The sequence below is a fragment of the Arthrobacter cupressi genome, from assembly GCF_900099975.1.
GTDB classification, from domain to species: domain Bacteria; phylum Actinomycetota; class Actinomycetes; order Actinomycetales; family Micrococcaceae; genus Arthrobacter; species Arthrobacter cupressi.
The window spans coordinates 531,366-552,850 of sequence record NZ_FNEI01000001.1 but is presented as its reverse complement, the minus strand read 5'-3'; the positions used below and the strand labels follow the sequence as shown (position 1 = coordinate 552,850).

Sequence of the window (21,485 nt, the reverse complement as noted above, 5' to 3'; positions counted from 1 at the left end):
TCTCCGCTCCTCCCCGGTCCGGCAAGGGGCGGGCAGCAAAGAACTGATGACTCCATGATGCGCCCGGAAGCTGTACGCACACTGTGGATCCAAAACCAACTGGGTCGCAGTTGTTGTCGTTTTGAGGGCTCAAAACGACGTTAACTGCGACCCAGTTGGGAAAAGGCGCGGCCTTAGCCTTCGACGCCGAGCTTCTCCAGGATGAGCTCACGCACGCGGCCGGCGTCGGCCTGGCCGCGGGTGGCCTTCATGACACCGCCGACGATCGCGCCGATGGCCTGGACCTTGCCGCCGCGGATCTTCTCCGCGACGTCCGGCTGGGCGGCCAGGGCGGCGTCGATGGCTTCGAGCAGCGGACCGTCGTCGGACACGACGGCGAGGCCGCGCTTCTCGACGATTTCCGCCGGGGTGCCTTCGCCGGCGAGGACGCCGTCCAGGACCTGGGATGCCATCTTGTTGTTGATCTTGCCTTCTTCGACCAGGCCGTTGAGCTCAACGATGGTCTGCGGGCTCACACCGAGCTCGGCTGGATCGACGTCGGCCGTCTTGGCACGGCCCACGATCTCGCCCATCCACCACTTGCGGGCGGCGGAGGCGCTGGCGCCGGCGGCGACGGTCTCCTCGATGGAATCCATGACGCCGGCGTTCACCACGTCGCGGAACTCCAGGTCGGAGTAGCCCCAGGCTTCCTTGAGCCGCTTGCGGCGCTCTGCCGGCGGCTCGGGCAGGGTGGCGCGCAGTTCCTCCACCCACTCACGCGAGGCGACGACGGGAACCAGGTCCGGCTCCGGGAAGTAGCGGTAGTCGTCGGCGTCGGACTTGGCGCGGCCCGACGTCGTCGTGCGTGTGTCCTCGTGCCAGTGGCGGGTCTCCTGGATCACCGGCTGGCCGGAATCGAGGACGGCGGCGTGGCGCTGGATCTCGAAGCGGACGGCGTGCTCGACGGCGCGCAGCGAGTTCACGTTCTTCGTCTCGGACCGGATGCCGAAGCGCTCCTGGCCGTGCGGGCGCAGCGAGACGTTGGCGTCGCAACGGACGTTGCCGCGTTCCATGCGGGCGTCGGAGACGCCGAGGTTCTTGACGATTTCGCGGATTGCGGCCACGTAGGCCTTGGCGAGTTCCGGCGCGCGGCTGCCGGCGCCCTCGATCGGCTTGGTGACGATTTCCACCAGCGGCACGCCGGCGCGGTTGTAGTCCACCAGCGAGTAGTCGGCGCCCTGGATGCGGCCCGCGGCGCCGCCCATGTGGGTGAGCTTGCCGGCATCCTCTTCCATGTGCGCCCGCTCGATCTCGACGCGGAACACGGTACCGTCTTCGAGTTCGATGTCCAGGTAGCCGTCGTACGCGATGGGCTCGTCGTACTGGGAGGTCTGGAAGTTCTTCGGGGTGTCCGGGTAGAAGTAGTTCTTCCGGGCGAAGCGGCAGGATTCGGCGATCTTGCAGTTGAGCGCGAGGCCGATCTTGATGGAGGACTCGACGGCGGCCTTGTTCACCACCGGGAGAACGCCGGGCAGGCCGAGGTCCACTTCGTTGACGTTGGTGTTGGGGTCGTCACCGAAGACGTTCGGCGCGGAGGAGAACATCTTCGTCTTGGTGTTGAGTTCCACGTGGACTTCGAAGCCAAGGACGGGATCGTACTTCTCCATGGCTTCTTCGAAGCTGAGGATCGTGTCGGCAGACATTAGTTGGAACCTCCCACAGTGTTTGCGGCGTCGAGCGCGGGTGCCTGCAGTTCAGGGGCACGATCAAGCAGCGGGCCGCCCCACTTCTCTTCGAGCAGCGATTCGAGGACGGCACCCACGCGGTAGAGGCGGGCATCCTCGCGGGCCGGGGCGAGCAGCTGGATGCCCACGGGCAGGCCGTCCTCGTCGGCCAGGCCGCCGGGCAGGGACAGGCCGGGGACGCCGGCCATGTTCGCCGGGATGGTGGCGACGTCGTTGAGGTACATGGCCAGCGGGTCGTTGAGCTTCTCCCCCAGCTTGAACGCCGTGGTGGGCGCCGTCGGGGAGATCAGCACGTCGGCCTGGGCGAACGCGGCGTCGAAGTCGCGCTGGATCAGGGTGCGCACCTTCTGGGCCGAGCCGTAGTAGGCGTCGTAGTAGCCGGCGCTCAGGGCGTAGGTGCCCAGGATGATGCGGCGCTTGACCTCGTCGCCGAAACCGGCGGCACGGGTGGCCCCCATGACGCGCTCGATGGTCATGGGGCCTTCCTTCGGCAGCACGCGCAGGCCGAAGCGGACGCCGTCGAACTTGGCCAGGTTGCTGGACACCTCGGATGGCATGATCAGGTAGTAGGCGCCCAGGGCGTACTTGAAGTTGGGGCAGGAAACCTCGACGATTTCCGCGCCGGCGTCCTTGAGCAGCTCCAGGGATTCGTTGAAGCGGTTCTCGACGCCGGCCTGGTAGCCCTCGCCGTGCAGTTCCTTGATGATGCCGATCTTCATGCCCTCGACGTTGCCGGTGCGTGCGGCGGCCACGAGGTTGTCGAAGGGGTCGGTCAGGGAGGTGGAGTCCTGCGGGTCGTGGCCGCCGATGACTTCCTGCAGCAGCGCCGAGTCCAGCACGGTCCGGGACACCGGGCCGATCTGGTCCAGGGAGGAGGCCATGGCGATGGCGCCGTAGCGGGACACCGCACCGTAGGTGGGCTTCACGCCGACCGTTCCGGTGACGGCGCCGGGCTGGCGGATGGAACCGCCCGTGTCCGTGCCGAGAGCCAGGGGCGCTTCGAAAGCGGCGACGGCGGCAGCGGAGCCACCGCCGGAACCGCCCGGAATGCGCTCCAGGTCCCAGGGGTTGCGGGTGGGGCCGTATGCCGAGTGCTCCGTCGAGGAGCCCATGGCGAATTCGTCCAGGTTGGTCTTGCCCAGGATCGGCATCTTCGCGGCGCGCAGCTTCTTGATGACGGTGGCGTCGTACGGGCTGTGCCAGCCTTCGAGGATCTTCGAACCGGCCGTGGTGGGCTGGCCGATGGTGACAATCAGGTCCTTGACGGCGATCGGCACGCCGGCGAGTTCGTGCAGTTCCTCAGCGGCGGCCCCGCCGGCGGCGCGGATGGCGTCCACCTCGGCGGCGACGGCGAGCGCTTCCTCGGCGTTGACGTGCAGGAAGGCGTTGACTTGGCCGTCGACGGCGGCAATGCGGTCCAGGTACGCCTGCGTCACTTCCACGGAGGTGACGTCGCCGGCGGACAGCTTCGCGGCGAGGTCCGCGGCGGAGAGGCGGATGAGTTCGTTGGTGTCAGTCATCGTCTTAGTCCTCATCCAGGATGGCCGGAACCTTGAAACGGTCCTCCGCGGCGTCCGGTGCGCCGGACAGCGCCTGCTCGGCGGTGAAAGTGTGGCCTACGACGTCTTCGCGGAAGACGTTGCTCAGCGGGATCGGGTGGGACGTGGCCGGGACGTCGTCCCCGGCGGCTTCGCTGACGGACTTCACCGAGTCCACGATGACGGCGAGTTCGCCCGCCATCCGGTCCAGCTCTTCGGCACTCATTTCAATGTGAGCGAGCCGCGCAAGATGCGCCACATCGTCACGGTTGATCGCAGCCATGGATCTCCCCTGCAAGTTCAAATGGTTTTCCGGACCAGTCTACTTTGAATGCACGACGCTGCCGCGCGGGCTTGCGCCTTCCGGCGCTCTGCAGGTGGTCGCCTTCCGGCTGCAGAACAGCCATCCTCCGCGTGCTGCTCCTTCGTCGCTTTGACGCACGCTTCCGGATGCCTGCCCCGCAGCCGGTGTGCCTTTGTCGCCTTTTGCCCGGTGCGCGCCTCACCTTTGCGCGCGGCGCCTCTCCTCCCACCAAACATCGCAGGACGGCGAGCGCACCATTTGCGCTTGCCGTCCTGCTTTTGTTTTTTGGGGCTAGAGAACCTTGCCTTGGGCTGCCAGGAGCATCCGGGCGCGGTATTCGGGGGTGTCTGCCGGTTCGCTGGTGCCGAAGATGGCCCGCATCCAGTGGCCGTCTGTGTTGTTCGGGAAGAGGATGAAGTCCCGGCCGAAGCGGTCGGCGTCTTCGGTGGCAAGGGTGCGGCGCTCTTCGACCGACTTGACGTAGTAGCGGCGCCGGAAGTCGTTGAGGTTGTCGCCGAGGTATGCGATGACCTCGTACTTGTCCGCAATGGCCTGCTGGGCCGGTTCCTTGTTGGAGGATTCGCGCTGGAAGACCGCGTGCGCGTCGTCGGCGAACGCGAGACCGGCGTGCCTCAGGTTCGCGACGCCGATCTGCTGGGTGTCCGGTCCTTGGTCGCGCTGGGAAACGTAGAAGACCTCCACGCCACGGCTTTCCGCGTAGCGGGTGAATTCGACGGCGCCGGGCGTGGCGATGGGACCGTTTTCCCTGACCCAGGCGTCCCAGAGTTCGTCGTCGAAGGCCTGCTTGCCGGCGGCGATCAGCAACTCCCAATAGGAGTTGGAGGAAAGCACCGTGTCGTCGACGTCGGAAATGAATGCCAGCGGCCTGGCTCCGCGCCGCTGCTGCCCGACGCCCCGGAGTGCACTGTCGAGCTTTTCGCAGGCGATGTTGAAGGCCTGCCGGTACAGCATGTCCCGCTCGGCGGCGGTGACCCGCCATGCCACCGCGGCGGAAAGAATGCTGTGCACGTCCGGCGATGCGTCGGCCTTGGCCGGCCCGGCGGCGAACATCGCCAGCCCTCCTGCCACTGACCCTGCGCCCAGCCCTTTCAGCATGGTCCGGCGTTCGATACCCATTGAGCCTCCTTGATCACGGTGACCTCATTGTCACGCTCGTTAGTAAACCAATGTGTATTAGGAGTAACCAGATTCGGTTGGAATATGTCAGCCCCAGGCAGGGAATCAGCCGACTATTCTGGCATCGAGCCATGGAGGTGCCCGATGACTGAAAAGACCGACTTCAAAAAGAGCCTCGATTCCTATCAGGCGAAGCCGGGCGAATTCCGGGTGGTCGACGTGCCCGACATGAACTTCCTCATGATCGACGGCCATGGAGACCCCAACAAGTCACCGGACTATGCCGGTGCGCTCGGGGCCCTTTATCCGGTGGCCTTCAAACTCAAGTTCGCCAGCAAGCGGGAGTTAGGGCGCGACTACGTCGTTCCGCCACTGGAGGGGCTGTGGTGGGCGGACGACATGGACGCCTTCACCTCGGCGAGGGACAAGTCACAATGGCACTGGACCATGATGATCCTGGCGCCGGGGTGGATCAACCAAGAGATGTTCGCCGCCGCCGTCGCGCAGGCCGGGGCCAAGGACGGTCCGGCCCGCCTGGCCGACGTCCGCTTGGCGCTCCTGTCTGAAGGACGTTGCGTTCAGACTCTGCACATCGGTCCTTTCGATGACGAGGCCCCGCTGTTGGCCCGGATGCACCACGAGTACATCCCCCGCCACGGCCTGGCCATGACGGGCCGGCACCACGAGATCTATTTCAGCGATCCCCGCAGGACGGCACCGGAAAAGATGCGGACCATCCTCCGTCAACCGGTCACCGGCAATGCCGGGTAGGACCAACGCAAACGGACACCTCCGAAAGAGGTGTCCGTTCGCGCTGCTGGCTCAGGGAGCCCGGATCAGCCGATGCCGATGGCTCCGGTCAGCATGCCCGCTCCGAGCATGACGACGGAGACCACGGCGGAGCGCCACAGGACCTTCTTGTGGTGGTCGCCCAGTTCCACCTTGGATAGGGAAACCAGCAACAGGATGGCCGGAACCAGGGGGCTCTGCATGTGGAAGGGCTGGCCGGTGATCGAGGCGCGGGCCATGTCGGCCGCGCCCACGCCGTAGTGGGCGGCCGTTTCGCTCAGCACCGGCAGGACGCCGAAGTAGAAGGCGTCGTTGCTCATGAAGAACGTCATCGGGATGCTCAGCAGGCCAGTGATGACGCCCATGAAGGGGCCAAGCTCGGTGGGGATGATTTGGACCAGCCAGGAGGACATTTCCTTGACCATGCCGGTGCCGTTCAGCACGCCGGTGAGGACGGCGGCGGCCATGACCATGCTGACGACGGCGACGATCGACGGTGCGTGCGCGATCAGCTGGGCGCCCTGGTCCTTGACCTTGGGGAAGTTCACCAGCAGGGCGATCGCGGAGCCGACCATGAAGACGTAAGGCAGCGGAACCAGGTCCAGGACCAGCATGACCATGACTGCGGCGGTGAGGCCGAGGTTGAACCAGAACAGTTTGGGGCGCAGGGTGGGGCGGTTCGGGTCCAGGGCGGTGTCGGCCATCGCGGTGTCATGGTCATCCACCAGGAGCTCGGTGCGTTCCAGGACGGCCACGCCGCCGTTGCCGGATGAGCCGCCACCGGAGGGGCGGGCGCCGGCGCCACCGCGGGAGGTGCCGCCATCGGCGCGGGTGCCGGTGCCGCCGTCGAACGCGTCATCGAGGTCGGCGAGCTCGCCCCAGATTTCCGGCGCGGTGGCGCGGAGGCGGTTGCGTTCCTGGAGGCCGAGGACCCAGGCGAAGGCGAAGACGACCAGCAGGCCGGCGATCAGGGACGGGACCATCGGGACGAAAACGTCGTTGACGTCGATCTTCAGGGCAGTGGCGGCGCGGGCGGTGGGGCCGCCCCACGGAAGGATGTTCATGGTGCCGTTGGCCAGGCCGGCCACGCAGGTCAGGACCACGGGGCTCATCTTCAGGCGCAGGTAGACCGGCAGCATCGCGGCGGTGGTGAGGATGAAGGTGGTGGAGCCGTCGCCGTCCAGGGACACCGCGGCGGCGAGGATTGCCGTGCCGAGGACCACCTTGGCGGGGTCGTTGCCCAGCTTGCGGAGGATGAACTTCACCAGCGGATCGAACAGCCCGACGTCGATCATGAGGCCGAAGTACACAATGGCGAACATGAGCAGGGCGGCCGTGGAGGTCATGGACTTCATCGAATCCATGACCATGTCGCCGATGCCGAGCCCGGCGCCTGCGAAGAGGCCGAAAACGGTGGGGACGATGATCAGCGCCAGCACCGGCGTCAACTTCTTCGTCATGATCAGCGCCATGAAAACCGCGATCATGGCGAATCCAAGCAGTACCAGCACGGCCGGCTCCTAACTATGAATGGCATCACATCGGTGTGGTGCGCATTACGAATGTAGGGCGAGCTGCATCACATCCCGGGGTTTGCCGGAATTGATTGGCATACTGCTCATTGCCAGCATTTTGCTCATTTTGCTCAGTGATTCAATGGAGATGAAGTCCCACCCGTGCCAGCGCCGCCGCTGAAGGCTCCGCCGGCCTGGAAACAGTCCACGCAGGCGGAAAGGTTGCCCATGCCACGGCTCGCCATGCGGTTCTCCACGCAGACTCTGCTGCTGCAGCTCGGCGTCGTCCTCCTGGTGGTGTTGCTCAGCGGCGCGGTGCACGCCTGGCTGGTGTACCAGCGGATCGGCGCCGAAGCGGAGAACCAGGCACTCACGCTGGCCCGCACCGTCGCCTCCGCCCCGGCGATCCGTGCCGAAGTGGACGCGATCAGCAGGCAGAGCGGCACTCCCCCGGCGGACGTCCTGGCCAGGGGGCCCATCATGGCGGCGGCCGAGGCCGCCCGCGCACGCACGGGCGCCCTGTTCGTGGTGGTGACCGATGAAACCGGGCTGCGGCTGGCCCATCCGGAACCCGACCGGCTCGGCGAGCGCGTCAGCACCGACCCCTCCGAAGCCCTGGCCGGCAAGGAAGTCACCACCCGGAACACCGGAACCCTCGGCCCGTCTGCGGGCGCCAAGGTCCCCGTCTACGCGCCCGGCTCCGGCAACGTGGTGGGCGAAGTGAGCGTGGGCTACTCCATCGAGTCCCTGGGCCAGAGCCTGAGCCAGGACATCCCCTCCATCGCGCTCACCGCTGCCGGGGCCCTGCTGGCAGGCGTGCTCGCCTCGTTCCTGCTGCGCCGGCGGCTGCAGCGGCTCACCCTCGGGCTGGAACCGGAAGAGATCAGCACCCTGGTCCACGACCAGGTGGCGGTGCTGCAGGGCGTGGACGACGGCGTCATCGGCATCTCCGCGGACGGCCGCATCACGGTGTTCAACGCCGCCGCCCGGCGCCTGCTGGACATTCCCGACGACGGGCCCGACGGCGGCCCGGACTCCCCTGCCGCCGCGTCGGTGCGGGTCGGGCAGCCGTGGGCGGCCGCCGTCGTACCGGAACAACTGAAGGCGCTCACCCGGGACGCCATGCACGACGCCGAAGCGGTGGAGATCCTGGCCGCCGGGCGGGTGCTGGTGGTCAACGCCCGCAAGGCGCTGCACCGCAAGGAGGACCTGGGCTGGGTGGTCATGCTGCGCGACCGAACCGAACTGCAGCAGCTCACCCGGCAGCTGGACGCGGTGGGAACCATGTCCACGGCCCTGCGCGCGCAGCGCCACGAGTTCGCCAACCAGCTTCACACGATCGCCGGCTTCCTGAGCATCGGCCACAGCGAACAGGCCAAGGAGTACCTTGCGAAGATTTCCGAGACCGGTCCGCTGACCTTCCCGGTGCAGCAGGCAGGACTGCTCCAGGACCCCTACCTGCAGGCCTTCATCGGGGCCAAGAGCGTGGGAGCGGATGAGCGTGGCGTGGTGCTGCGGATCGGCCCCGAAACCCTGGTGCGCGGTACGGTCACCGACCCGCAGGACGTCACCACGGTGCTGGGCAACCTGATCGACAACGCCGTGAACGCCGCCGTCGCCGGTTCCGCCACGGACCGCTGGGTGGAAGTGGAGCTGCTCGACGAACCGCCCATCGCAGGGGACGGGGACGACGGCGGCACGCTGCACATCGTCGTCGCGGACTCCGGGGACGGACTGGGCGGCAGCGGGCCCGAAGAAGTGTTCGCCGAGGGGTTCACCACAGCAGAACCGCGCGGCACTCAGGCAGGGTCCACCGGCCCCGGCGGCCACGGCCTGGGGCTCGCGCTGAGCCGCAAGCTGGCGCGCCGCCGCGGCGGCGACGTCCGGCTGCTGGACCCGGGGTCCCCGGGGGGACCGGGGGCGGTCTTCATGGCCTCCCTGCCTGGCACCACCGCCGCACAGCAAACGAAGGAGGAAAAGTGAGCACGGACCTGAGGGTGCTGATTGTCGACGACGACTTCCATGTGGCCCGGCTGCACGCGGCCTACGTGGATTCGGTGGCCGGGTTCCTGGCCCTGGCCCCGGCCGGATCCACCGCCCAGGCCCTGCAGTCGGTGCACAGCCTGCGCCCGGACCTGGTACTGCTGGATGTCTATCTTCCGGACGGTTCCGGCCTGGACCTGCTGGGGCAGTTGGACGTGGACACCATGATGCTCACCGCGGCCTCGGATGCGCTATCCATCCGCACGGCCACCCGGCGGGGCGCCCTGGCGTACCTGCTGAAGCCCTTCACCGCCGATGCCCTCTCGCAGCAATTGCGGGCATACGCACGCTACCGGCGGATCCTGGACCGGCAGCAGTCCGTCGACCAGGAAACCATCGAGAAAGCCCGGCGGGCGTTGTTCGCCGGGGAGGTCTCGTCGTCGGGAAGGCAACGCACGGCCACCGAGTCGGCGGTGCTGGAGTCCCTGGAGCCCGGCGAGCAGTACTCGGCCGCGGAGGTTGCGGAGCGGGTCGGCGTCTCCCGGGCAACCGCTCAGCGGTACCTATCCACGCTCGCCGACGACGGCGCCGTCGAGATCCAGCTCCGCTACGGCACCACCGGCCGTCCGGAACACCGTTACGGGGTGCCCGGCCGGCGCTGAGCGGCACCCCTCCCACACGCGCGAACGTACAGTTGAGGCCCTGAAATCGCGGATTTCAGGGCCTCAACTGTACGTTCGCGCTGGGTTCGCGCGGGCTTGGAAGCTAGTTGGCGCTCTTCTGGGCGACCAGTTCGATCTCCACAAGCATCTGCGGGTCCAGGAACGGCAGCACATGCACGAGGGTGAGGGTGGGACGGATCCCGCCGAAGACCTCACCATGGGCGCGGCCGGCGTCCTCCCACTTGCTGATGTCCGTCAAGTACAGCTTGGACTGCACCACGTCCTCGTAGGAGAACCCCGCGTCTTCCAGCACGGTGCCAAGCTTCTCGAGGATGTATTTGCTCTGCGAGTAGAAGTCATCGCCCACGATGCCGTCCGGGCCGGAGGCTGCCGTGGCGGAAATGTAAAGGGTGTTGTCCACCTGCACCGCACGCGAGTATCCGAGGGACTGCTCCCAGACCGAACCCGTACCGTAAGTCTTGCGCATGCCGCGCTGCTCCTGTCGCCGCGCCCGGCCCGGTGGCCGGGGTCTACGGTGAAACTTTAGGACTGGCCGACCTCGCGCCGGTAAACGAGCAGCTTTATGTCGGTGCCGGGCACGAACCAGTCCCGCTCCGGCACACGGTCGAAGCCGGTGGCCCGGTACAGGGCGTTGGCGCTCTCCCAGGTGGCCCCGGTGGTCAGGGCGACGGCGTTGATCCCTTCCCGGGAGCGGGCGTGGTCCACGAGGGCCTTGACCAGGCTCTTGCCCGCGCCGGAGCGCTGCACGGCCGGGTCCACCACGAGGGTGCGCATTTCGAGTTCGTCCTCGTATGCGATGTCCGCGAAGGGGCCGCCCGCCGAAGCCACCGTCACGGAGCCAATCACCGTCCCGCCGCGTTCGGCGACCCAGACGTCGGCGTGTTCTGCCCGCCCGGCGACGTCCCGGAGCTGGCGCAGGTACGGGTGTTCCGGATCGCCGTAGTAGCCGGCGGCGACGTATGAGTCGAGCGTGATGCGGGCGACGTCGTCGTAATCTGCGGGCCTGGCGGGACGGACGGTGATCTGTAACTGCACCGATCCATGGTAGTCGCGCGCCCACGCACGGACCGTCGAAACGGGGGTTTCCGTGACCGATCTATCACTTGTGCGAGCCCGACGGCGGCCCTTCCGGAGCGTCTCCGTGTTGCCTTGCGATGGGGCTTCCCGTGTTGCCTCGCGTGGCGCCGTGTTGAGTCCGGTTGCGGGCCGTGAAGCCCCGTTTCCCGCTGTTTCGCCAAACGACCGGGCTGCTGGCGCTGGCCGCCGCGGGCGTGGTTGATTGGCGGCCAGGACCCAGGAAAGGAACCCAATGAGCACCCCACGAACCCTCCACCTCAATGCCTTCCTCATGAGCACCGGCCAACATGAAGCCTCCTGGCGGCTGCCCGAAAGCGACCCCATCGCCAACACCAAGGTGGAGCATTACCAGCGGCTCGCGCGCATCGCCGAGCGCGGCAAGCTGGACTCGATCTTCTTCGCCGACTCCCCCGTGCTGTTCGGCGAGGTGGGACGCCGGCCCGCGGGCAAGCTGGAGCCCACCGTGCTGCTGACCGCCATCGCGGGCGCCACGGAGAAGATCGGGCTCATCGCCACCGCCTCCACCACCTACAACGAGCCCTTCAACCTGGCCCGCCGCTTCGCCTCCGTGGACTGGGTGAGCGGCGGCCGAGCAGGCTGGAACGTTGTCACCACGGCCGGGCCCGACGCCGCCCGGAACTTCGGCGTGGACGACCAGCCGGCACACGCCGTCCGTTACCAGCGCGCGGCAGAGTTCATTGAGGTGGCCCGGAAGCTCTGGGACAGCTGGGACGACGACGCGATCGTGGCCGACAAGGCAGAGGGTGTGTGGGGCGACGCCGGCAGGATCCGCACCATCGACCATGAAGGCAAGCACTTCCGGGTCCGCGGGCCCTTGAACGTACCGCGCTCCCCGCAGGGCCACCCGCTGATCGTGCAGGCCGGCTCGTCCGAGAGCGGCAAGGATCTCGCGGCCCGCTGCGCCGAGGCGGTCTTCACGGCCCACCAGACCCTTGCCGACGCCCGGGCGTTCTACGCCGACCTCAAGGCGCGTACGGCGGCCGTCGGGCGCGACCCGGAAGGCATCAAGATCCTGCCGGGCATCGTCCCGGTGATCGGCGCCACCGAGGCCGAGGCCCTGAAGCTGGAGCGCGAACTGGATGAGCTGATCAAGCCCGAGTACGCCCGGGAGCAGCTGGCTAAAACCCTCCGCGTGGCCCCCGAGGACCTGCCCTTGGACCGGCAGCTGCCGGCAGACCTGCCCTCGGAGGATGAGATCGAAGGAGCCAAGAGCCGCTACACCCTGATCGTGGAACTCGCCCGCCGGGAACAGCTCACGGTGCGGCAGCTGATCGGGCGCCTGGGCGGCGGCCGCGGCCACCGCACCTTCGCCGGAACCGCCGAACAGGTGGCGGACGCCATCCAGGAATGGTTCGACGGCGGAGCGGCCGACGGCTTCAACATCATGCCGCCGGTGCTCCCCTCAGGCCTGGAAACCTTCGTGGACCAGGTGGTGCCGGTGCTGCAGGACCGCGGCCTCTTCCGCCGCGAATACACGGCCTCGACGCTGCGCGGCCACTACGGCCTGGAACGGCCGGCCAGCCGTTACGCCGGAATCGAAGCGCCGCAGCTGACCTCGATCGGTTCGGGCTTCTAAATCGGGAACTTGCCCGAGAGCTCCAGCGGCCCCGCGCAGGTCCAGGCCGAGAGACGGTCGTGGTCCTCGGGTCCGCCGTCCACCGGGCTTTGCAGCTTGGGGCGGCGGACCCAGCAGCCGGCTTCCTCGGCGATCAGGGCGCCGGCGGCGAAGTCGTGCTCATTGAGCCCGCGTTCACCGAACGCGTCGTGGCTGCCGTCCGCCACGAGGCACAGGTCCAGTGCCGCGGATCCCAGCCTGCGGACATCGGCGAAACCGTCCATGATGCCGGGCAGGCTGCCGAGCTGGCTGGACCGGGTGGCGGGGTCGTAGCTGAATCCGGTGGCCAGGATGAGTCCGGCACGGCCGGGGACGGGACCGGTCAGTCTGTTCGCCTGGCCGCCGACCTCGAGCCAGGCGCCGTGGCCGCGCGCGGCGGAATAGACCCTGCCCAGCGCCGGGGCGTGGACGACGCCGGCCAGCCAGGCGCCGTCGGGACCGGCAACCGCCACGGAGGTGGCGTAGTAGACGATGTTCCGGATGAAGTTGGTGGTGCCGTCCAGCGGGTCGATGGACCAGCGGTAGCCGCTGGGTTCCTTCGGCCGGGTGGTGCCGTGTTCCTCGCCGGTGATGGTGTCGTGCGGCCGGGCGGCGGTGATCGCGGCACGGACGGCTTCCTCGGCGGCGACGTCGAAGGCCGTCACCCAGTCGCCGGCGTCGCCCTTGTTGCTGACCTCCAGGCCCGCACCGCTGCTTCCCGCGGCGGAGCGGGTGGCGAGCACCGCAGCGCCCGCCGCGGCGGCCCGCTTGGCGACGGCAAGGAGCTCCAGGACGTCGGTCATTCCGCCGATCCCCCGGTGGCTTCGGCGGCCCCGGTGGTTGCGGCGGCTTCCGCAGTCGCCTCGGGGTCTGCGGCCTCGTCAGCGGTTTCCCCGCCCGTCAGGGTTCCGTTCAGGAGCGCCCGGAAGCCGTCCTCGTCCAGGACCGGGATGCCGAGCTGCTCTGCTTTGTCGAGCTTCGACCCGGCGCTTTCACCGGCCACCACATAGCTGGTGTTCTTCGAGACCGAGCCGGCAGCCTTGCCGCCGCGGATGATGATGGCTTCCTTGGCCTCATCGCGGCTGAAGTTTGGCAGGGTTCCGGTGACGACGACGGTGAGGCCTTCGAGGTTGCGCTGCACGGAGCCGTCGCGCTCGTCCGCCATGCGCACGCCCGCGTCCTTCCACCGCTGCACGATTTCCCGGTGCCAGTCCACCGCGAACCATTCGATGAGGGCGTCGGCGATGATCGGGCCCACCCCGTCCACCTCGGCCAGCTGCTCACGGGCGTCGGGCGCGTCGAGCGCGGCGAGGAGGGCATCCATGGAACCGTAGCGGGTCGCCAGCGCACGGGAGGCGGTTGGGCCAACGTGCCGGATGGATAGGGCGACCAGGACCCGCCACAGCGGCTGGGTCTTGGCCTTCTCCAGTTCCTTGAAGAGCTTCTGGGTGTTGGCGCTCGGCTTGGACGGGGTCTTCGCGGTGGGCTTGGTCCAGAAATACGGGACGAGCTCCCACTCCCCCGTGCCCACGCCCTTGCTGCGCTTCTCACGGCGGATCATGACATCCTGCAGGTCCTCGGGCGTGAGGTCGAAGAGCCTGGCTTCGTTCTCCAGCGGCGGCACCTCAGGGGCGGCAGGCTGCGTGAGCGCGATTGCTGCTTCCCAGCCGAGCGCCTCGATGTCGAACGCTCCCCTGCCCGCGACGTGGAAGACGCGTTCGCGCAGCTGGGAAGGGCAGGACCGGGAGTTGGGGCAGCGGATGTCCACGTCCCCTTCCTTCCCGGGGGCAAGCGGAGTCCCGCAGGAAGGACATTCGGTGGGCATGACGAATTCGCGCACCGGCGGGTCCTGCTGCTCGCGCAGCGCCAGCACGGGTCCGACGATTTCGGGGATGACGTCGCCGGCCTTCCGCAGGACCACGATGTCGCCGATCAGGACGCCCTTGGCTTTGACGACGTCCTGGTTGTGCAGGGTGGCCATCCCCACCGTGGAGCCGGCCACCTTCACCGGTTCCATGATCCCGAACGGCGTTACGCGGCCGGTGCGGCCGACGTTGACCTGGATGTCCAGCAGCTTGGTGTGGACTTCCTCCGGCGGGTACTTGTAGGCCACGGCCCAGCGGGGAACCCGGGAGGTGTAGCCAAGGGCGCGCTGGGTGGCGAAGTCGTCGATCTTGACCACGATGCCGTCGATCTCGTGCAGGAGGTCGTGCCGGTGCTCGCCGAAGTGCTTGATGAAGTCCAGGACTTCCTCGAAGGAAGGCAGCACCTTCAGGTACGGGCTGACGGGCATGCCCCAGTCGGCGAGCAGCTTGTACGTTTCGGACTGGCTGGTGGCGGCCAGGCCTTCCCGGGCGCCGATGCCGTGCACGAACATCCGCAGCGGACGCTTGGCGGTCTCGGCCGGGTCCTTCTGGCGCAGGGAACCCGCCGCGGCGTTGCGGGGGTTGGCCAGGGGCGCTTTGCCGGCTTCGATCAGGGCCTCGTTGAATTCGGCGAAGTCCTTGGACGGGATGAACACCTCGCCGCGGATCTCCACCTCGGCCGGGAACCGGGAGCCGCTGAGCTCGCGCGGGATTTCCTTGATGGTGAGGACGTTGTGGGTGATGTCTTCACCCGTGGTGCCGTCGCCCCGGGTTGCGGCCCGGACCAGCTTGCCATCGCGGTACAGCAGGTTCACGGCCAGGCCGTCGATCTTGAGCTCGGTCAGCCAGGCGATCGGCGGGACGCCCGAGCCGAGCTTCTCCACCGAGGCTTCAGCTTTCCGGACCCAGGCCTCGAGCTCTTCGAGGGAGAACACGTCCTCGAGGCTGTACATCCGCTGCAGGTGTTCGACGGCGGCGAAGGCGGCCGAGACCTCGCCGCCCACCTCCTGGGTGGGCGAGTCGTTGGAGACGAGTTCCGGGTGCAGCGCCTCCAACTCTTCGAGCCGGCGGTACAGGGCGTCGAATTCCGCGTCCGAGATGGTGGGCGCGTCCTCCTGGTAGTACGCGTAGCGGTGCTTGCGGACCAAGTCCGCGAGGTTGTCGTACTCTTCGCGGACCGACTGGGCGGGGACTTCCCCTTCGACGGCTTCCACGGTTCCGGGCGTGCTTCCACTGACGCTCTCTGTTGTGCTCACCCTCCTATCTTGCCGTAAAGCCCCGACATTTCACGGCAGAGCGAATAGAGGGCGGAGAACCGGAAGCCGGATGCTCAGTGGGCGCCGATCCGGTTCCTGCTCCACAGCGCGAAGGCCAGGCCGCCAAGGCCCAGCAGCAGCACACCCGCCATGATGGCGAGGATCCCGAAGAAACCCATGCCCGTTGACGGCTTGGCGCTCACGAGCGCGGCCTGGGTTGCTTCCTTGCCGTCGTCGATGGGCTTGGTCCAGGCAGAGTCGACCGTCGCGCTCGCGCTGGGGGTCCAGCGGATCGGAGTCGGTGTCATGGACGACGACGGCGACGGCCCGACCGTCGCTGCCTGCTCCGCCGTCGCGCTGGGGCTGGGCGCCCGGACCACCGGTGCCGGGGTCACGACGGGAGGCTTGGCCGGGGCCGGCTCCTGGATGATCGGCGCAGGGTCGGCCGGTGTCGTCTCGCTGGGCGCGGGGGCCGGCGTCGGATTCACGGAGCCGGTCGGAAGGGTCGGAACCACGTCGCAGACCTGCCCGGGCGGGCACGCCTTGGCCGGCTCTTCCGCATGGGCGGACAGCAACGGGAAGGCGCACAGCAGCAGCGCGAGGAGGATCGCCGCCAGGGACGCGGCGAAGGGTGCCCGTGCGGCGGCACGGGCGGCACCATGGTGCCTCGGGGTGGGGCGAACGGTCATGATGGCCTCGAAGGGCAGTGGGTGCTGCCCGGACTTGGGGATGGTCCCGGAATTTTCCTATGCCCGCCCCGTCCCCGCAAAATCCATTCGCTGGCCAAAACCGGCGGGACGGCCCCCGCCGGGGAACCGCTGTTAGCTGCGGTTCTCCGGCGGCAGCGCCACCTGGATTTTGCGGACCTTGCCGCGGCCTACGATGTAGCCGCGTCCGGGGATGAAGTCCGGGCTGATCCGGCCCAGCGAGGTGCTGAGCAGGCTGTCGCCTTCCACGTCCGAGGGATTGAGCAGCAGGCCGCGCCGCCCGGACTTGAACGGCTGGGCGAGCGACCAGGCCTGGGACCAGGTGGAGCTTTCCGATTCCCCGATCACCCACTGGTCAGCCTTGATGGAGGCAGTGACCAGGCTGTTAATGGACATCTCGGCCAGGGAGTCCGTGAAGTCGGTCAGGCCCTCGATGAAGATGGCCATGGTTCCCGGGCGTTCCGTGGACCGTTCGGTCAGGTCGAAGGCGGCTTCCTCCACCTCGTCCGGCCCCACCAGGGAACGGTTCCAGACCTTCAATCCGGCCACGGCAGAGCGACGCGCTCCGATGTAGACGAGCTCCATGTCCGGGTTGGAGCGGCGCAGGGCGTAGGCCATGGTGACGAGCGCCACCGTGCGCCCGGCACCGGGCGGGCCGGACACCAGAAGAGGGCCCCTGGCGGCGATGGACGCGGGGTCCAGGGTCTCGTCGTCGACGCCGATGACCGGCTGGTCGGGGCTGCCGGCGGGCAGGATGTCCAGGTCCACCTGTTCCGGCAGGCGCTGGATCTGCGGGGCCTCTTCCATGCCCTGGCGCTGCATGGCCTGGGCGAGCTTGGTGACTTCGCGGGCCTGCAGTGCAAGGTTGGAGTTCCCGCCGAGTACGGCCAGCTGCACCTCCAGGTCCCCCAGGAGGCCGCGGCCTGGCGGCGACGACGGACCGAGCACATCCTTGGGGACGTCCAGGGTCATGTAGTCGTCCTCGGAGCTCAGGCGCAGGACCAGGCGGCGCTGGATCGAGGCGAGCAGCGACGCCGGCACCGAGTTCGGCCGGTCCCCGCTGACCACCAGGTGGATGCCCAGCGGGCGGCCGTCCGTGGCCAGTTGCAGGAAGATGTCCCACAGCGCGGACAGCCGGCTGTATTCGTAAGCCTCGCGGAACGCGGACATGCCGTCCACCAGGACGAAGATGCGCTTCTCATCGGGCCGGTTGGCCAGCTTCCGGTATTCCACAATGGTGGAGGCCCGGACGTCGGCAAAGCGTGCCGAGCGGTCTTCGGCGATGTCCCGGAGCCAGCGCAGCAGGCGTCCGACGCGTTCGACGTCGTCGCCGCCGATGATCTCACCCACGTGCGGCAGGCCGTCGAGCATCTTCAGGCCCGACGAACCGCAGTCGATGCCGTAGACGTGCACCGGCCCGCCACGGGGGGTGACGGCGGCGGCGATGGCGATGCCGCGCAGCGCCGCCGATTTGCCCGAGCCACCCGTGCCGTAGACGGCCATGTTGCCGTCTTTGTCCGGTTCGTAAAACACGGTGGGCTGGTCCTGGTGCACGGGGTCGTCGGCCACGCCGAGCAGCAGCCGTTCATCGGTGCGCGGATTGGGCAGCTTGGAGAAGTCGTACGTGGTGGCCAGTTCGTTCAGCCACGGCTTCCGGGGCGGGTTGATGCCCAGTGAGTCCGCGGCCCGGATGATGTTGGTGGTCATCCGCGAAATGTCGTTCGGACCGGCGGGGTCTTCCTTGGCGGCGTCCACCGGGGCGGGCGCCTCCCAGACCGTCCCCGAGCCGAAGGCCATCTCGACAATGTCGATCCGGGGACGCTGCGGCTTCTCCGTGGTCCAGCCGCCGGCGTAACCGGTCTGGAAGCCCTGGATCCGGCCGGGACCGGTCTTGGCGGCGCCGCGACCGGGAATGGACGGGTCGAAGTAGGCGGCCAGCGGCACGCCAAGGATGTCCGTGGCGTCGTCCTCGTCGGCCATGCGCAGCGCGACCCGCAGGTTGGTGTTCGCGCGCAGGCTGTCCTTGATGACGCCGGCGGGGCGCTGCGTGGCGAGGATCAGGTGCACGCCCAGGGACCGGCCACGGGCGGCGACGTCCACCACGCCGTCCACGAACTCGGGCATTTCCGAGGCCAGGGCAGCGAATTCGTCCACGATGATGATCAGGTACGGCGGCGCCTCGGGGTCGGCTTCGCGCTGCAGGGCGAGCAGGTCTTTGGCCTTCTTCCGGTTGAACAGGTGCTCGCGGTAGTGCAGTTCGGCCCGCAGGGAGGTGAGCGCCCGGCGCACCAGGTGCGGCGAAAGGTCCGTCACCAGGCCCACGGTGTGCGGGAGCTTCACGCAGTCCGCGAACGCGGCGCCGCCCTTGTAGTCCACGAAGAGGAACGTGACCCGGTCCGGGCTGTAGGCGGAGGCCATGCCCATCACCCAGGACTGCAGGAATTCGGACTTGCCGGCACCGGTGGTGCCGCCCACGAGGGCGTGCGGGCCCTCGTTCTTCAGGTCCAGGTAGAACGGTTCCACGCCCTTGGATCCCACCAGGGCGCGCAGGCTGCCGTTGTCCTTGCGGTTGGGCACGGCGCTGGAGTGCACGGAGTTGTTCTCCTGCCAGCGTTCGGCCACGGACTGCGGAACGTCCATGAAGTCCTTGCCCACCAGGGTCACGTAGGACACGGCTCGCGGCAGGTCGGAGTCGTCGTCGACCGGCTTGCCCACGTCCACCAGGGGCGACATCATGCGGGCCAGCTGGGTGGCGAGTCCGGCGTCGACGCTTTCGCAGCTCACCGGGTAGGTGTGGCGGCCGAGCCGGACCTGGCCCGTGGTGGTGCCGTGATCGCCGTCGACGGCCATGAAGTCGCGGCAGGCGGCCGGGAGGGACTGCACGTTGGCGGCGACCCACATGACGTGGACGCCGGAATCGGGTCCGCGTTCCACCAGGCGGGTGAGTCGGCCGCGGTCCACGGGGGCGTCGTCTTCGACGACCACCAGGACAGTGGGCAGCACCGGGCCGGCGAGCTCGCCGTGCTCGTTGGCCAGTTCGGGGCGCGGCTGCGGCCGCGGATCCTTGGAGGCGGCCTCGCGCTGTTCCACGAGGTCTTCGAGTTTGGACAGCAGGGAGGAGCCGGCGCCGGGCCCCGCGGCGAGGTGGTCACCGGACAGCGGGCTGTGGCCGGACCCGACGTGCGGCAGCCATTGCAGCCAGTTCCACCGCTCCCGGGAACGGCCGGAGGTCAGCGAGGTGACCACGAGTTCGGCGGGCGAATGCAGTCCCACCAGCTGCAGGACCATGCCGCGGGCGACGTCGTCGACCAGTCCGCGCTCCCCCGCGATGCCGAAGGAACCGGAGGTCCGCAGCTGGGAGACGACCGGCACGCCGTCGATCATCCGCACCTGTTCGAGGCATTCCTGGATCTCGCGCATGTACTGCGCTTCGGTGTCGTTGCTGCCGGGTTCTTCGAACGGAATGCGCGACGGCGCCGTGCCCAGTCCGAAGCGCACGCCCAGGAATCCTTTGTGTTCCGGACGGTGGGTCCACAGCAGCGGACCGAGCTTGTAGATCGCGTCCACGGTGTCGCTCACGGACGGCGATTCCTGCAGCCGCACGGAGCGTTCAACGTTCTGCTGCTCGGCGATGTCTTCACGGAACGCCAGCATCGCGGCGCGGAAGTGCTTGATGGCCTCTTTCATCTGCCGCTTCGACTGGACCTTGTGGTCCACGTAGTGGCCGATGATGAACAGCGGCATCATCATCATGAACACCACGGAGAGGATGTTCTGGGTGACCGCGAACATGATGCCGCCCATGAGGAGCGGGGCCATGAGCATGATGTACGGGAAGGCCTGGTGGTCCGGGCGCTTCGGGCCGGCCGGCAGCACCCGCTTGGGCGGGTCGAAACGCGGCACGACGCGCGGGGAACGATTGAAGTCGACCAGCGGGGAACTGGGCGCGGCGCCGTGGTTCCGGGACAGGGCAACGACGCCGACGGTGGTGTCACCGAGGGTGACGGTGTCCGAGGAGTTCAGCGTTGCCCGCGCGACCGGCAGGCCGTCCATGAGCAGGCCGTTGGCGGAATTGGTGTCCGCGATCTCCACGGTCTCGGCGACGGTGATGCGGGCGTGGCGCTTGGAGGTCATCGGGTCGCTAAGGCGGATGTCGGCGTCCCGGTCCCGGCCGATGTAACTCGTGCCGAACGGCAGCGAAAACTCGCTCCCGGAATCCGGGCCGGAAAACACGCGGAGGGTCGCCGCCGTCGGGCCGCGGTTGCCGCCCGGGGTGGCGAACTGTTCGCTCACCTGGGTCAGGGACACCGTGGACCCCGGGCGCAGCCCGGACTCCAGCAGGTTCCCCGCGGGATCGAGCACAATGCCGCTCATGCCCGCCCCGACGAAGGCTTCATCGACCTTGAGCGACAGGTTCGGCGGGACCGCGGTGCCCTGACGGTCGGGATCGGCGGCCCAGAGCTCGCCGGCGATATCCGCGACCGTGGCCCGGCCGTCAACGGTGACCGCGAGGTCCTTGGCAACGGCCGGGTCGCGGCGCAAAGTCAGGCGGAACTTCATCCTTCGTCAACGCCCCTCATCTTTTCCAGCAAATACAGGTCCTCGGCCGTGACCAGGTGTGACGTGACCGCATGTTCCACCAGCCGGGCGCGCCGGTTGGTGGCGAGCTTCCCGCCGCCGCCGCGCAGGCCCACCACGCCCACCCGGTCCAGCTTGTCGCAGACGTTGTCGAGCTTGCGGTTGAAACGGGTCAGCGCCCAGCCCAGGCGTTTGGCGGCCTCCGCCGAGGACGGGATCGAGCTGAAGCCCGTCCCGTCGCGGCGCAGCATCGGTTCGGCCAGCGCCACGATCAGTGCCTTCTGCGAGTCGGTGAACACCACCGGGCCGATCGTCGTGTCGCCGGCCGAGTCGTCGTCGTCGCGGGCTTCCTGGCGGAAGGAAGGCGTCTTCAGGTGCACAGCGAACTCATAGGTGGTGGGGCCGGCGGTGAAGATCACGTTCGTATGGCTGAACACCAGCGGGATGCGCGCGCCCGGCGCCAGCCATGCCTGCATGCCGCCGGAGCCGTCCGCGATGGTGGCCGAGAGCATGCTGCCCACGTTGCTCAGCCACCAGATGCCGTCGTAGCGTGCGATCTGCAGGAAGCGGCGGTGCAGGTAGGGGTTGTCGTCGACCTCCAGGTCACCCTCGCGGCCGATGCTGAAAACGTCCTCGTCCGAGGGTTCGTGCCATTCCCCGCAGAAATCTATTGCTAGATCTCCCATGCAAAGCCTCCCTGGACCTCGTATGTGTA

The 21,485-nt window shown here is 68.2% G+C and carries 16 protein-coding genes; 4 read left to right on the top strand and 12 right to left on the bottom strand.

Annotation, left to right across the window (positions count from 1 at the left end; translation table 11 throughout):
• Positions 1 to 173 precede the first annotated feature (173 nt).
• From gatB to BLP88_RS02330, 4 genes are all read right to left on the bottom strand, one after another.
• A complete protein-coding gene (gene gatB, locus BLP88_RS02345; RefSeq protein WP_074586531.1) occupies positions 174 to 1,682 on the bottom strand; it encodes an Asp-tRNA(Asn)/Glu-tRNA(Gln) amidotransferase subunit GatB in 1,509 nt (502 codons plus the stop codon).
• Positions 1,682 to 3,244 carry an Asp-tRNA(Asn)/Glu-tRNA(Gln) amidotransferase subunit GatA gene (gatA, locus tag BLP88_RS02340; RefSeq protein WP_074586530.1) on the bottom strand — a complete coding sequence of 521 codons (1,563 nt, stop codon included), beginning with the start codon at positions 3,242 to 3,244 and terminating at the stop codon, positions 1,682 to 1,684. The genes gatB and gatA overlap by 1 nt, the downstream gene beginning before the upstream one ends.
• A 4-nt stretch (positions 3,245 to 3,248) precedes the next feature.
• Positions 3,249 to 3,545: an Asp-tRNA(Asn)/Glu-tRNA(Gln) amidotransferase subunit GatC gene (gene gatC, locus BLP88_RS02335; protein ID WP_070350810.1), complete on the bottom strand. Its 297-nt coding sequence runs from the start codon at positions 3,543 to 3,545 to the stop codon at positions 3,249 to 3,251.
• Between the two features lie 312 nt (positions 3,546 to 3,857).
• Positions 3,858 to 4,703, bottom strand: coding sequence for a 5'-nucleotidase, lipoprotein e(P4) family (locus tag BLP88_RS02330; RefSeq protein ID WP_217635126.1), 846 nt, complete (start codon positions 4,701 to 4,703; stop codon positions 3,858 to 3,860).
• 144 nt (positions 4,704 to 4,847) lie between these two features.
• On the opposite strand from BLP88_RS02330, the gene BLP88_RS02325 reads away from it, so the two are divergent.
• On the top strand, positions 4,848 to 5,474 hold the full coding sequence (locus BLP88_RS02325) for a GyrI-like domain-containing protein (RefSeq protein ID WP_074586529.1): 627 nt from the start codon (positions 4,848 to 4,850) through the stop codon (positions 5,472 to 5,474).
• A gap of 65 nt (positions 5,475 to 5,539) precedes the next feature.
• Here the strand turns inward: BLP88_RS02325 and BLP88_RS02320 are convergent, their stop codons facing one another.
• Positions 5,540 to 7,003, bottom strand: coding sequence for a CitMHS family transporter (locus BLP88_RS02320; RefSeq protein ID WP_074586527.1), 1,464 nt, complete (start codon positions 7,001 to 7,003; stop codon positions 5,540 to 5,542).
• A gap of 231 nt (positions 7,004 to 7,234) precedes the next feature.
• Here BLP88_RS02320 and BLP88_RS02315 point away from each other — a divergent pair, with 231 nt between their 5' ends.
• Positions 7,235 to 8,989, top strand: a complete 1,755-nt coding sequence (locus tag BLP88_RS02315) for a sensor histidine kinase (protein ID WP_245679734.1) — start codon at positions 7,235 to 7,237, stop codon at positions 8,987 to 8,989.
• Positions 8,986 to 9,651 (top strand): response regulator, encoded by a 666-nt coding sequence (locus tag BLP88_RS02310; protein WP_074586526.1) that lies wholly within the window; start codon positions 8,986 to 8,988, stop codon positions 9,649 to 9,651. Before BLP88_RS02315 ends, BLP88_RS02310 begins: the two co-directional genes overlap by 4 nt.
• A 103-nt stretch (positions 9,652 to 9,754) precedes the next feature.
• Here the strand turns inward: BLP88_RS02310 and BLP88_RS02305 are convergent, their stop codons facing one another.
• Together BLP88_RS02305 and BLP88_RS02300 are read right to left on the bottom strand one after the other, a co-directional pair.
• Positions 9,755 to 10,138, bottom strand: coding sequence for a RidA family protein (locus BLP88_RS02305; protein WP_074586525.1), 384 nt, complete (start codon positions 10,136 to 10,138; stop codon positions 9,755 to 9,757).
• Positions 10,139 to 10,194: 56 nt separating this feature from the next.
• Positions 10,195 to 10,707 (bottom strand): GNAT family N-acetyltransferase, encoded by a 513-nt coding sequence (locus BLP88_RS02300; protein ID WP_074586524.1) that lies wholly within the window; start codon positions 10,705 to 10,707, stop codon positions 10,195 to 10,197.
• A gap of 274 nt (positions 10,708 to 10,981) precedes the next feature.
• Between BLP88_RS02300 and BLP88_RS02295 the strand changes: the two genes are divergently transcribed.
• On the top strand, positions 10,982 to 12,346 hold the full coding sequence (locus BLP88_RS02295) for an LLM class flavin-dependent oxidoreductase (RefSeq protein WP_074586523.1): 1,365 nt from the start codon (positions 10,982 to 10,984) through the stop codon (positions 12,344 to 12,346).
• Here BLP88_RS02295 and BLP88_RS02290 read toward each other — a convergent pair.
• The 5 genes from BLP88_RS02290 to BLP88_RS02270 form a co-directional block, all read right to left on the bottom strand.
• Positions 12,343 to 13,167 (bottom strand): inositol monophosphatase family protein, encoded by an 825-nt coding sequence (locus tag BLP88_RS02290; protein ID WP_074586521.1) that lies wholly within the window; start codon positions 13,165 to 13,167, stop codon positions 12,343 to 12,345. The genes BLP88_RS02295 and BLP88_RS02290 overlap by 4 nt on opposite strands.
• The gene (gene ligA, locus BLP88_RS02285; protein ID WP_074586520.1) at positions 13,164 to 15,485 is read right to left on the bottom strand and encodes an NAD-dependent DNA ligase LigA; all 2,322 of its coding nucleotides are present in this window, start codon (positions 15,483 to 15,485) and stop codon (positions 13,164 to 13,166) included. The genes BLP88_RS02290 and ligA overlap by 4 nt, the downstream gene beginning before the upstream one ends.
• A 74-nt stretch (positions 15,486 to 15,559) precedes the next feature.
• Positions 15,560 to 16,174, bottom strand: coding sequence for a hypothetical protein (locus BLP88_RS02280; RefSeq protein ID WP_074586519.1), 615 nt, complete (start codon positions 16,172 to 16,174; stop codon positions 15,560 to 15,562).
• A gap of 132 nt (positions 16,175 to 16,306) precedes the next feature.
• A complete protein-coding gene (locus BLP88_RS02275; protein ID WP_074586518.1) occupies positions 16,307 to 20,752 on the bottom strand; it encodes a type VII secretion EssC family protein in 4,446 nt (1,481 codons plus the stop codon).
• A complete protein-coding gene (locus BLP88_RS02270; RefSeq protein ID WP_074586516.1) occupies positions 20,749 to 21,456 on the bottom strand; it encodes an FHA domain-containing protein in 708 nt (235 codons plus the stop codon). The genes BLP88_RS02275 and BLP88_RS02270 overlap by 4 nt, the downstream gene beginning before the upstream one ends.
• Between the last annotated feature and the right edge of the window lie 29 nt (positions 21,457 to 21,485).